At 35.5% G+C, this 12,688-nt stretch carries 15 protein-coding genes and 1 pseudogene; 11 read left to right on the plus strand and 5 right to left on the minus strand.

The genetic code is table 11. The features are described 5' to 3' along the window. The first annotated feature begins 15 nt into the window (after positions 1-15). Positions 16-1,101, plus strand: coding sequence for a glycoside hydrolase family 15 (locus K9M74_00755; GenBank protein ID MCF7798411.1), 1,086 nt, complete (start codon positions 16-18; stop codon positions 1,099-1,101). Positions 1,102-1,117: 16 nt separating this feature from the next. On the opposite strand, the gene K9M74_00760 is transcribed toward K9M74_00755, so the two are convergent. Together K9M74_00760 and K9M74_00765 are read right to left on the minus strand one after the other, a co-directional pair. Next, positions 1,118-1,684 (minus strand): C39 family peptidase, encoded by a 567-nt coding sequence (locus K9M74_00760; protein ID MCF7798412.1) that lies wholly within the window; start codon positions 1,682-1,684, stop codon positions 1,118-1,120. A gap of 11 nt (positions 1,685-1,695) precedes the next feature. Next, entirely contained in the window at positions 1,696-1,950 is a 255-nt protein-coding gene (locus tag K9M74_00765; GenBank protein ID MCF7798413.1) for a hypothetical protein, read from the minus strand. Between the two features lie 127 nt (positions 1,951-2,077). Between K9M74_00765 and K9M74_00770 the strand changes: the two genes are divergently transcribed. The 8 genes from K9M74_00770 (at position 2,078) to K9M74_00805 (ending at position 9,831) form a co-directional block, all read left to right on the plus strand. Further along, complete coding sequence (locus tag K9M74_00770) at positions 2,078-5,158, plus strand: hypothetical protein (GenBank protein ID MCF7798414.1); 3,081 nt, start codon at positions 2,078-2,080, stop codon at positions 5,156-5,158. 115 nt (positions 5,159-5,273) lie between these two features. Continuing rightward, positions 5,274-5,678, plus strand: a complete 405-nt coding sequence (locus tag K9M74_00775) for a hypothetical protein (GenBank protein ID MCF7798415.1) — start codon at positions 5,274-5,276, stop codon at positions 5,676-5,678. A 193-nt stretch (positions 5,679-5,871) separates the two neighbouring features. Next, entirely contained in the window at positions 5,872-6,435 is a 564-nt protein-coding gene (gene ahpC, locus K9M74_00780; protein ID MCF7798416.1) for a peroxiredoxin, read from the plus strand. A gap of 95 nt (positions 6,436-6,530) precedes the next feature. Continuing rightward, positions 6,531-6,992, plus strand: coding sequence for a thioredoxin-dependent thiol peroxidase (gene bcp / locus K9M74_00785; GenBank protein MCF7798417.1), 462 nt, complete (start codon positions 6,531-6,533; stop codon positions 6,990-6,992). A gap of 88 nt (positions 6,993-7,080) precedes the next feature. Further along, entirely contained in the window at positions 7,081-7,605 is a 525-nt protein-coding gene (locus tag K9M74_00790) for a winged helix-turn-helix domain-containing protein (protein MCF7798418.1), read from the plus strand. 12 nt (positions 7,606-7,617) lie between these two features. After that, the gene (locus tag K9M74_00795) at positions 7,618-8,772 is read left to right on the plus strand and encodes a cysteine desulfurase (protein ID MCF7798419.1); all 1,155 of its coding nucleotides are present in this window, start codon (positions 7,618-7,620) and stop codon (positions 8,770-8,772) included. 1 nt (position 8,773) lies between these two features. Then, on the plus strand, positions 8,774-9,154 hold the full coding sequence (locus tag K9M74_00800; protein ID MCF7798420.1) for an iron-sulfur cluster assembly scaffold protein: 381 nt from the start codon (positions 8,774-8,776) through the stop codon (positions 9,152-9,154). A 59-nt stretch (positions 9,155-9,213) separates the two neighbouring features. Then, positions 9,214-9,831 (plus strand): superoxide dismutase, encoded by a 618-nt coding sequence (locus K9M74_00805; GenBank protein ID MCF7798421.1) that lies wholly within the window; start codon positions 9,214-9,216, stop codon positions 9,829-9,831. Between the two features lie 499 nt (positions 9,832-10,330). Here the strand turns inward: K9M74_00805 and K9M74_00810 are convergent. The 3 genes and pseudogenes from K9M74_00810 to K9M74_00820 all read right to left on the minus strand — a co-directional run bounded on the left by K9M74_00810 (position 10,331) and on the right by K9M74_00820 (position 11,108). Beyond that, positions 10,331-10,399: pseudogene (locus tag K9M74_00810) on the minus strand (histone H1). 21 nt (positions 10,400-10,420) lie between these two features. Further along, the gene (locus K9M74_00815; GenBank protein ID MCF7798422.1) at positions 10,421-10,735 is read right to left on the minus strand and encodes a YbjQ family protein; all 315 of its coding nucleotides are present in this window, start codon (positions 10,733-10,735) and stop codon (positions 10,421-10,423) included. A gap of 214 nt (positions 10,736-10,949) precedes the next feature. Next, complete coding sequence (locus K9M74_00820) at positions 10,950-11,108, minus strand: hypothetical protein (protein ID MCF7798423.1); 159 nt, start codon at positions 11,106-11,108, stop codon at positions 10,950-10,952. 105 nt (positions 11,109-11,213) lie between these two features. Between K9M74_00820 and K9M74_00825 the strand changes: the two genes are divergently transcribed. After that, positions 11,214-11,744, plus strand: coding sequence for a hypothetical protein (locus K9M74_00825; GenBank protein ID MCF7798424.1), 531 nt, complete (start codon positions 11,214-11,216; stop codon positions 11,742-11,744). 215 nt (positions 11,745-11,959) lie between these two features. Then, entirely contained in the window at positions 11,960-12,652 is a 693-nt protein-coding gene (locus tag K9M74_00830) for a hypothetical protein (protein MCF7798425.1), read from the plus strand. Positions 12,653-12,688 lie beyond the last annotated feature (36 nt).

Raw genomic sequence — 12,688 nt, forward strand, 5'->3', positions numbered from 1 at the left:
GTATAATGGAGTATAATGAAGCGTTCTACAAAGTCAAAAGGTCATAAACAACTTATTAAACATCATATGAAAATTCTCAGAGGACTACAGTACAAGTCAGGACTCTTTGCAGCATCAAACAAAAACGTGAGCACGGGCTATGATAAATCATGGCTACGAGATAATTTCTACGAGTGTTTAGCCTTTGAAGTATTAGGTGATTGGGACACGGTAGAGAAAACCTATACAGCACTTCTTAAGGCATTTCTTAAACATGAATACAAAATAGATGTCGCAATTGAGCGAAAACCACAATATAAACACGAATATATTCACGCACGAGTACATCCAGAAACATTTGATGAGTTCTGGGAAGACTGGGGTAATAAACAAAATGACGCTGTAGGCGCAATACTCTTTAGAATTGGTGAACTTGAACGAAACCGACCAGGATGCCTGTTAAAAAACGAGAATTTTATACGCATCACCAACAAACTCGTACAGTATTTAAATTCTATTGAATACTGGCATGATGAAGATAATGGTATGTGGGAAGAAAATGAAGAAATACACGCATCAAGTGTTGGTGCGTGCGTTGCGGGACTTAAAGCAGTTGCAAAACTTTCACACATACAAGTTCCTAAAGAGTTGATTAAAAAAGGTGAAATGACACTTAATCAAATGCTTCCACGAGAATCGGCAGGAAAATTTGTTGATCTCGCCCTTCTTTCACTTATTTATCCATATAATGTTGTAACAGCAAAACAACGAGATGAAATCTTAGATCATGTCGAATATCTGCTTGAACGAAAAAAAGGAGTAATACGATACAAAAATGATTATTACTATAACAAAAATCCTGATGGCTACAGTGAGGAAGCAGAATGGACGTTTGGCTTTAGTTGGCTAGCCATTATTTATGAAAAACTTGGCAACAAGAAAAAAGCAAAAAAATACGTTGATAACATGCTTAAAACAGATACTAAAGATGGCATTCCGGAACTCTATTACTCAAATACCGATAAGCCAAATGAAAACACGCCATTAGGGTGGGCCGAATCACTCTTTGTTGTCGCACTCTATAACTTGAATAAAAAATTCACCCATAAAAAAAATCGGTGAAACCAGAATTTTCTTATTATTTACGCACAGGAATATACAAATAATTCACCATTTTTGAAATAAAGCGACCTTTCCAAAATGTAAGAAAATCACCATAGTTAATTGCAAAGTTTCCGGCAGGAAGTCCTTTTTGATACGTGCTTGTATGAGGAAGAGAATCGTAGACATAAAATATTTTTTTTTCATCATCATAGCCTAGAAGCGTCACCCAATGAAGCGCGTAATACTTTTTAATAAGTGCTTTTTTTCGTTGTTTAGTATAAATATTATTAATTAAAATAATAACCGGATGACCTTGCTCAAGCTCTTTTTTGAGCAGCAATAACTTATGTTTAGATTTTTTTGCACGCAAAATTGGCGCAGTAAACTTCTTAGTTTTACTAAAAACATGTTTAATCGTGGAAGGAAACATGAAACCAAAGAAAATCTTACCTAAAGAAGAAAGATATTTACGAGGTGGCAAATCTAAGTCTTCACCATATAAATTCATCACCGCCTTAACAGCATAAGCCCCGCAATCCATCCACTTTTGTTGAATGTATGCCGTTGGCTTTACATAAATTGCAGCACGCTTAGCAACCATAAAATAACACCTTAGTGAAGCGTTACTTCAGCTTCAAGTTCTTCTTCATCAAACGATTCTTGCCGACGTTTTGATCGACGCGTCTTTTTTTCAAACGCATCTTCATAGACCTTATCTTCTACTGATTCATTATCAGTATTTTCCCGGTCTTCATCATAGCCGTGCATAAAAGCCTCTTCCTCAGAACTAATAGCGTCGTTGTCAACAAGGTCCTCTCGGCCCTCACCATTATACACTTCCTCAAAATCTTCCTCATCTGGATACATAGAGTTCAGAAAGTTAACTAGTTATTTAAATTTCTTTCGACTACCTTAAAAAGCAACCTTTCTAGTATTAAAACCACTCAAAAGGAGTGCAAATGTTTATATGGTTGGCTTAAATTAGACCATTACTATGCTTGAAAGACTCCTAACCGATATACGAGCAGACATTCAAAAAGATAGAGCTGTACTGTATTTTCGCGATACTGGCCAAGTGCACGCCCCATTAGACAAACACATATTTGTAAGCAGAGACTTACAGCCAGAAACATTTAAGCGTGTGCAACAGGTTCTTGCAACAAATCCTTGTTTTGCAGATGTAAAAGTAAACACCTTTCCCCGAAGTAAAAATAAGAACCCATTTAATATTATACAAGTTACCGGACCACCATCGCTAGGAAAACAACTGCGAGAAGAATTTGGCAAAACAATATTTAGCACCAAAAACTACACCCAGACTGCACGGGCACGATTTGGAAATGAATCAACAATAGTAACTATGCCAAAATCAATTGCAGAAACAATTACACTTGCTAAAACACATAATCAACAAGTTCGCTTACTTGAGCAAAAAATAAGAATGCAATTGCCTGATAAAAAGAAAGGACAACAAACAAGAATTATTAACTCATTACATCAAGCGTCACAAGAACAAAATGTACTAGATAAAAATAGCCAAGAATATAAATTAACAAAACATCTTTCAACAGATATTCTACAAGACTTTGAAAAAATACAGCAATTACGCACAACACTTGCTCAACAAGAACATATTTCTCTGCAACGACAAAAAAACCAAACACTTGAAGTAATCCTAAACGATGCAACGCAACTCAAACCCAAACAACAACTTGACTACAACAACTGTTTGAACCAATCATGGGCATATTTGGATATTGAAATACCTCTTTTTAGAAAAGAAAAACCAGAAATTAGTTGGGTAGAAATACATTATGAAACAGATGGACAAACATACAAAGAAGAACTACATACATTAAGTAATTTAGGTGTTGATATATTCAAAGGAAATGATATTATAAAATATAATTCGGAAGCAGACTTAGTTTTAGGCGTGCGAGATGCTTTACGAACACAACACACCTATTTTCTTGTCGCTTATAATGGACGATTTGATTTCATTAAACTTCGAGAAGCAGAGGAACTCAACAATCATGATGAAAATTTTACCCCGGATGAAGAAGGATATTCTGAACCAGTTCATGAAGCATCTACTAGGTTTTTTGAACGAATCGGCATTAAATCTCGAGCAATTATTGATCTCCTTCGCTTTGCACAAGTACAATATCATTTTCTTCCTAACAAAAAACTTGACCTTGTTGCAAAAGTTATGTTAGGACAAGATGCATTTAGCAAAAGCATCACCTATGATGAAATGGAAGAACTTGAACAAATCGCACAACGATATAAAAAAATTAAAAATAAAAAAAATATTGAGCACGCACTCGCACTTACTGGAAAAACAATTAAAGACACCTTAGAAGAAAGTCAAGCAGCAGCAAGAAAAATTGCTTCATACGTTATTGATGATGTTCAAATTATGCCTCAAATAAAACGAAGCCACGCATTCGATAATTACCTAAAACGAGTTACTTTTTTTGCAAATGAATTTAAGATACCTTTTGAGCATCTTGCATACTCTGAACGCGCACTCCTTAAAGTTAACGAACGTTTTTTTCTTCAGCGAACAAAAACAGAAAAAGATATGGTTTTTTTTAGCCAAAAGGATGCTCGAAAAAAATATGCTGATGCAAAACAATATTTCAGAACAATACTTAATGAGAAAAGAAATTTTATTGCAGAACCAGGACTATACAATAATGTTCATCTTGCATTTTTACGTTATGGTCATGCATTACAAAACATCATTACAAGAACCATTCCTGAAGCAAACATCGTATTTAGCGAAAAAGCAAGAAGCAAAGAAGACAGTTATTTATTGAGTAGATATGGAAATGTCTTTGCTGACTGGATGATTGCAGATTATGCAGAAATTTACAAACTTTGTAAAGTATCACTTCGCGAAGAAGAAAAAATCGAGAAAAAATATCCATCATTTGGTACTTGGTATAATCAACAATTCTGGAAACTATGGAACAAATCTTCAACTATAAAAGAAAAAATAAAAAAAGGATATATAGAACCAAAAGATGTCATAAAAGAATTACATCCAGAAATAGCCTTAGTAGCAAAACAAGAATCACAAACAACAACACCTCAAGGACAAATGAGTTTATTTCCAGATCAAGAACAACCAAAACCACTAGACGAAACAAACATCGTACAAACAATAGCCCAAATGATTAACACAAAACAAAAACTCAACAGAAGAAAATATCGATTCAAACAAGAGTACAAGGCAACCTATGAAGAAGTTAACGGTGCTATTGGTGCAACGATAAGTATGGCGCAAGATGCAGCAAAACGATTCGGCATGGAAATTATTCACCAAGAAGGACCATATTTTTACATGTACGGCGATAAAACAAGCTTTGAAGAAACCTACCCCTACCCGGTCATCAAAACATTTGATAATGTTCTAATTACTCATAACGCAACAAAAACAAAACAAAATATGCAACGCAGCAATCAACGAATTTATTATAATATTTTTGGCACATTTAAAAATATGAAGGTCGTTAACCACCCAACACATTATCTCAATGTTTTTGAAATGGAACAATTCAAAACATTCTACAATCATATTACAGCAAAAGAGTACAAAGAAGCAATAAAAAGCATTATTACAAGTTATGAGCAACTTAAAAAACAAACTGTTCCTACAGAAAAACTCGTTCTATTTTCAAAATCAAGCGAAAGATACAGTGCATTAGAACAGGGCGAGAGAATTTATTTTACAACGACACTCCCAAAAAAAACAACTAGAGATTGTGTGGGCGTTCCTATTCAATACTACAATGAAACAGAAAAAAAATTTGTCGATTTAGCATTTGATAAAAAATATGGCCGACCATACACGCTTGAACTTATTTCTCAGAAAGAAAAACCCATTTATATTATGCAATTCTCAGACCTTAAACCTGATTGGAACTTATATCTACAAAAAAACCAAGGAAGACTACGAAATCTTCTTTATTCACTAGTAGGCGATGCAATAGAAGGAGTATTTGAAGAAAACCACAAAACAAGTTCTATTGATAGTATGGTTAAACAATTACAAAAACGAGTTTTCTAAATAATTGTATTCTACAACTAAACATGACTAGACATAACCCTAACATTTAAAGCAGGTCACCTACTACATAAAATTTATAAAAAAAATCCAACATGATAAACAAAAAGGTGAATATATGAAATACCCAATCAGTTTAATTATTATTGCAACACTGTTTCTTGCAGCATGCACGACCACACCAGAAATTATTCTTTATGGAACAAACACCCAAACAACTCAAGAAACAAATACAAAAATGCAAACAACAACACTTGATGAGTTTGCACAATGTTTAACAGATAATGATGCAACTTTTTATGGTGCATATTGGTGTTCACATTGTAGTAACCAAAAGAAAACATTTGGTGATGCAATGAAGTATGTAAATTATGTTGAATGTGAAGAAGAAAAACAACAATGTATAAACGCACAAATTACTGCTTATCCGACATGGATTATTCAAGGAGAACAATATCTTGGCGGACAAACATTAGAACGATTAAGCGCACTTACAGGATGCAAACTACCAGCACGAAATTAAGTATCACATCCACTAATACCGCGATAAATACAAGAAAATTTTTCTTTAGCAAAAAAGTTTCTTCCATTAATAAGAACATATAACAAGCAGTCAATTGTGCAAAAGAGCAAGTATAAATTGCACACCTACATAACACTTATAAGTGCTTAAATTACTCACTAGTGTAATAAAAACAAAAAAAGGTATACACAAAATGGTAAAAATAAATGAACAAGCGCCAGCATTTAGTGCCCAAGTCTATGTCGATAACCAATTCAAAGAACTCTCTCTTACTGAGCAGAAAGGAAAATTTGTTGTTCTCTTTTTTTATCCGGCAGACTTTACGTTCGTTTGTCCAACAGAATTAGAAGATATGGCAGAACAGTATGAAGAACTTAAAAAACTTAATACAGAAGTTATCTCTGTTTCAACAGACACACATTTCGTACATAAAGCATGGCATGATGCAAGCGAAGCAATTAGAAAAATTCAATTTCCCATGGCAGGAGATCCACTCCACACAATCGCAAAAGCATACGATGTCTTAAGAGAAAAAGAAGGTTTGGCAGACAGAGCAACAATTATCATTGATCCTGACGGTATCGTTAAAGCAATTGAAATTACTGATGAACCCATTGGTCGAAACGCTGAAGAACTCATTAGAAAAATACAGGCACTTGAATATGCTCGAAAACATCCTGGTATAGCATGTCCTGCAAAATGGAAACCTGGTGAGAAAACACTCAAACCAGGAATTGACTTAGTTGGAAAAATATAAGCAGATAATTGCCATGAAGCGTTCAGTGAACTGTCGCTTCGCTTTTTATCTTCTTATTTTTATTTTCTTGCAAAACTATTTCGAGGTGAATAACTATGTTAACCATTGGAAAAAAAGCTCCAGCATTTTCTTTGCCAGATAAAGATAACAATAAAATTAGTTTAAAATATGTAAAGACAAAATATACCTTAATCTATTTTTATCCAAAAGATAATACGCCTGGTTGTACACTTGAAGCAATTGGATTTAACAAGCTTAAAACAGAATTTGATAAACTTGGCGTAAGTATTATTGGTATTAGTGGTGGCAATGAAAAAAGTAAAACAACGTTTTGTGAAAAATATAAGCTAGGCATCACCTTACTTTCAGACAAAGATTTTACAGTTAGCACCAAGTATGACGTCTACGGCGAAAAGAAATTTATGGGGCAGACATATAAAGGCATTAGCAGATGTAGTTATCTTCTTGATACCAATAAAAAAATTATTAAAACCTATGAAAACGTAAAAGCTGCAACCCACCATAAAGAAGTTATAATGGATATAAAAGCTCTCTAAATAAATAATTCTTAATTTTTCTTATTTTCCTTTAATGGTAACCATTATCATAAATTTTATAAACTACACCTATTTGCTTAAATATAACATGAACAGAATTCAAGTTACTATCATAAAAACGTTGCAAAATAAAACAGAAGATATTACTATTAACCACATCGCAGCAGACGTTGGCGTAGATAGACATACTGCAGCAAAACACCTAGCAGCACTAGAAAATTTAGGCATCGTTATGCATCGAGACGTGGGTAAATCAAAAATGTGGAAACTTACGCCCTCGCCACTCCTCTCAATTGTTTCCTCAGATACACCCATTCGAAAAGAACTTACTAATATGCTCGGACTCTTAGATGAACGAATTAATATTCAAAGTAAAGAATTCGAAATCATCTGGACAAACAAAAATGAAGAAGACGTGACAAAAAAATGTTACGAGATTATGGCTCACCAAGGAGAGCAATGCACTGATTGTCCGGTAAAAAAAACATTTGCAACAGGCATACAGCAAAAACTTTTGTGCAACAATGTCGAGGTCATTTCTGAACCAGTCAAAGACAATACAGGCGAAACTATCGCCGTAATTAACGTTTTTAAAAATAAAACAAAAAAATAACTAGGGATGTGAATGCAAGAAATATATTTAGATAATAGCGGCACAACAAAAATAGATGATGTTGTAGTTGCAGTAATGATGCCCTATTTAGAAAAAGAATATGGTAATCCATCAGCAATTTATTCAAAAGGAATGAGTGCAAAAGACGCAATAGATACTGCGCGAACAATTATTGCACAAAGCATTAACGCACAACCAGAAGAAATTATTTTTACCTCGGGCGGAACAGAAAGCAATAATTTTGCATTAAAAAGTATCGCGTTCACCAACAGAGATAAAGGCAACCACATCATCACAACAAAAACAGAACATAAATGCATCCTAGATAGTTGCAGGTGGCTTTCCAAACAAGGATTCGAAATCACCTACCTTCCAGTTGATAATGAAGGATTTGTCAGTCTTAAAGCAATTGATAAAGCAATCACCGATAAAACTATACTCGTCTCTATTGCTCACGCAAACAACGAAATAGGAACCATTCAAGACCTCGCAGGAATTGGTACCGTCTGCAAAAAACATAACGTCTATTTCCATACTGACGCCTGTCAAAGCTACACTAAAACAATCCTTGACGTTAAAGCACAACATCTTGATTTAGTAACCATTAACGCACATAAAATTCACGGACCAAAAGGAGTCGGTGCACTCTATATTCGAAAAGGCACGCGAATTGAACAATGGCAACATGGTGGCGATCAAGAAAATCGCAAACGAGCAGGAACAGAAAACGTACCTGCAATCGTAGGATTTGGTAAAGCCGTAGAAATCGCAAATCATGCAGACATCAAACAAATAACAACACTTCGCGATTACTTAATTGAACAAATACTTACCATTCCACATGTAAGACTGAACGGTCCAAAAGGAAATGAACGACTATGCAATAATGTAAATATTTCATTTCATAGTATCGAAGGAGAAGCGATAGGGGGCTTTTTAGATATTGAACACATTTTTACTTCAACAGGATCGGCATGTGCTGCAAAAAGTCTTGACCCCAGCCACGTCCTCTTAGCAATTGGACTTACACACGAAGAATGTAATGGGTCATTACGATTAACACTCAGCAAATACACTACAAAACAAGATATTGACAAAGTCCTTGAAGTACTACCAAACATTGTTCAACGACTACGAGAACTATCGCCAGTGGGGAGGCAGAAATAATATGTACAAAAATAGCGCATTAATACAACGATTTAGATTTCCGCAGTTTGCAGGAGAAATGGAAGATGCAGACGCCATAGGTGAAGTAGGAAATTTCAAATGCGGCGATATCATGAAAATATTTATCAAAGTACAAGATAATATCATCACCGACATTACCTTCCAGACCTATGGATGCGTTGCAGCAATCTCCTCAACAGACATGGTCTGTGAAATGGCCAAAGGCATGACGCTTGATGAGGCAGAGAAACTCACCAGCAAAGACGTAGTTGAAAAACTCGGCGAAGTACCCGAAGTAAAAGTGCACTGCTCGATACTAGGGACAAACGCGCTTCGCGAAGCAATCAAAAATTATCGAGCACAACAAACAAAGAACGACTAAAACAATAACCCGTACAAAAAGGATTTGTATGAATGGTTACAGTTAAGGAGGAAAAGAACATGACATTTGCATTACCTGAATTAGATTATGAATACGACGCACTAGAACCATACATTGATGCTGAAACGATGAAAATACATCACACTAAACATCATCAAGCATACACCAATAAATTTAACGCAGCACTAGAGAACCATCCGGAACTCTTTGAACAAACAGCAGAAGAAATTATTGCAGATTTAGCAAGCGTTCCTGAAGGTGTCAAAGGAGCAGTGCAAAACAATGGTGGCGGATATGTAAATCATAAATTATTCTGGCACATTTTAGGAAAAGGAGCAGAACTAACAGGCGAATTAAAAACAGCAATCGAAAAGGATTTTGGCAGTGTTGAAGAATTCAAAAAACAATTTGAAGATGCAGCAGCAACACAATTCGGTAGTGGCTGGGCCTGGCTAGTAGTAGACAGAAGTCAGGGAACTGCAAAACTGGTTATCAGTAAAACTTCGAATCAAGATAGTCCTTTAACAGATGGGTTAACTCCAATTCTTTGTTTAGATGTCTGGGAACATGCATATTACTTGAAGTATCAAAATAAACGACCAGAGTACATCGAAGCATTTTGGAACGTAGTAAACTGGAATAATGTTGCAGAATTATACAAAGAAGCAACAGAGTAAAAAAAATTAATTTTTAGACTAATCATCTTTAGAAATATAAAGAAAAAAAAGAAAAATTATGAATACAAGTCAGAAACAATTCTCATTCAATTCACATCATAAGCAAAGAAGGATCAGCGCTTGCAACATACATAACTACAGCAATAATTCCAATTGTTCCTAAAACAATTACTGCAGCGCCAACAATAATTCCTGCAAGAGCAAGACCTCGCCCCTTGTATCTTTTTGGATCATTTTTCACTTTATTTAGACCAATAGCACTCAAAATAATGCCAACTGGCGGACCAAAGAATACAATTAAAATATTAAGAAAAGGAATTGCCCAACCAACAAAAGGCGCCACAGCACAGATAAAACCCCATAACGCTAATGGATGCAATTCTTTATCAAGACCTGAAGCCTTGTTTCGTTTTGCATACATTTCTGTTGCTTTGTCATGACTAATCATTTGCGAATCATTCTTCTGCTTTGCCATGCTCGGCTTCGCAGTTTTTGTTACTGCGGCTTTTTTAGTTGCTTTTTTAGTAGATTTCTTAGCAACTTTTTTCGTAGCTTTTTTTTCAACCATAATATATCACCTAAAACCCATTTATTTAAATTTCACGGCAGTACCAAAAACCATAATCTCGGCAGCACCTTGCGCAATTTGACTTGTTGTGAATCGAAGAGCAATAATAGCGTCAGCACCAAGTTCCTCCGCATCCTTATCCATACGCTCAAGCGCTTTTTCTCGAGCATCACCTAACAGCTTCATATAATTTGTTAGCTCGCCGCCAACCATATTTTTTAGGCCTGCTGCAAAGTCAGCACCAAACCACTTAGCTCGAACACTATTACCGCGCACTACGCCAAGAACCTCGGCAATTTCCTTATTTGGAACGTAATCCATTGTTGCATGCATCATTGTAAATACCTCATACAAAAGAATCGAAGTAAGGAAGTATATAAATTTATGGAAGAAAGAAGAACAATAAAAACTGAAGAATCTTACTCTTCTTCAGAGAATTTTTAATACTTTGAACACAATGAAAAAAAATAATAAAGAGAAGAGATTTACTCTTCTTCTGAGAATTTTTTGATTTCGCAAGAAAATCAAAGATTTTCTGCGCACCAAAAAATTATTCCTCTTCGGAAAATTTTTTGATTGCTTCGTAGTTTTCTACGATTAATTTTGCTTTGTTTTTACCAAAACTAAAAGGCCATTTGCCTTCTGCATCTTTATCGCTCACAAGCTTAATCATCTTATTTCCTTTAAATTCACCAAATTCTACTGGCATAATATAATCACCTAACAATTTGGGCAAAAAAGACATTTATAAGCTTTATGGCGTTGCAGCCGCTACAACGAGACCTTATTAAAAAGATTCCTCAAAGATACCCTTATGGCCCAATTAACTGCGAAGCAAGAACGAGGTTATCGCTTTGAAATGCTTGTTTTGGAAGCCTTTAAAGGAATTTCTGGCATTTACAACCTCATGCATAACGTGGAATACCATAAGGAAAGATGGGTCTATCGCCAAGCAGATATTTCCTACCAAATAGCAACGCCTCAAGGACTAGAACTCGTGCTTGTTGAAGCAAAAAGCTCACAAGGAGGACCTATTACAAGAAAGCTTCGAGCGGAAGTTACTAAGAACGGACAACTCAATCCCCACATCACTACACTTGATCAAGAAATACTTGAGCGACAGGCCTTCGTTGGTGCACAACAAAGTATTGCCATCACAAACACATATTTTAACAAAGAATTTGTGCGAGCAGCACTGGACCAAGGAATCTACGTTATTGACCACAAATGGCTCGAGAGTATATTTGCAAGTCAAGGAAAAAGTTATGGCAGTGTTGAGCGCGCAATAAATAGTATTCACTTAAACGGTCAAGTCAGCCAGAAAAATATTATTTACATTCCTTAAACGTATTGCGAAGATTTATTCTCACTCTGCTCGAAATGCCAATCGTTAAACAAGAATATTTTGCACAACTTACGTTGCACAAAATTAGTTTAACTTATTTCTACTTCAAGGCAATACTACTTGCAAAGGTGTTGTTTTCTTTACTACTGCGCTTTCTTATATCTCTCATTTTGTTTACTACATCTACAACACCCTAACATGTGGAGGTAACAACTATGGGAAAAGTAAAAAATTTACTTGTGGCAGGGGGCATCACATTAGGCGCATTAGGACTCACCTATTTAGGAGAGAAGACGCAACCAGTAACCAAACTCACAGAAGCAATCAAATTTCATAATGTAGCAGCCTCGCCAAGCACGCCAGAAAATTATAAATTATGGCACGTAGAAGTACTTAAAGACCAAAACAACGATGCTGTAGTCAGTTTTACTGATGATAGTACGAGCTATTTCTTACATAAAGAATTAGGACCAGTAAGTAAAGAAGAAGCACTACAGTATGAAGCAATTAAAAACAAACCAGCAGCAGAAGGAACACCGCAAGACTTTCTTAACGGCGACATCGCATACAAGATTAACGAGCAGGGAAGAGTTGAAATGTATTTTGGCAACAAAGCAACCAGACAATACTGGCAAGTAAACTCGAACTGGACAGCAGGCGATTTTGGTGAACGAATTGATGATATCTTTGAACGACTTGCTCGAGGACCAAAGTGGACTGCAGCAACAGAACAAAAAATCAAAGAAAAAGCAATAGAAGGTTGGGAGAAAGCAGACTCTCTTTATCAACAGAAAAAAGACCAGATTACGTCAGGAGATTCACTTACAAAACAGAATTTCTGGGATAAAATCAAAGAAACAACAATAGAATCGTATGAAAACGTTAAAGGAGTGTTTGAAAAGAAGTAGTAAGCGCTACTGCGCTTTTTGATATATACATAAAAC

The organism is Candidatus Woesearchaeota archaeon (assembly GCA_021734105.1).
GTDB lineage: Archaea > Nanobdellota > Nanobdellia > Woesearchaeales > SKGA01 > SKGA01.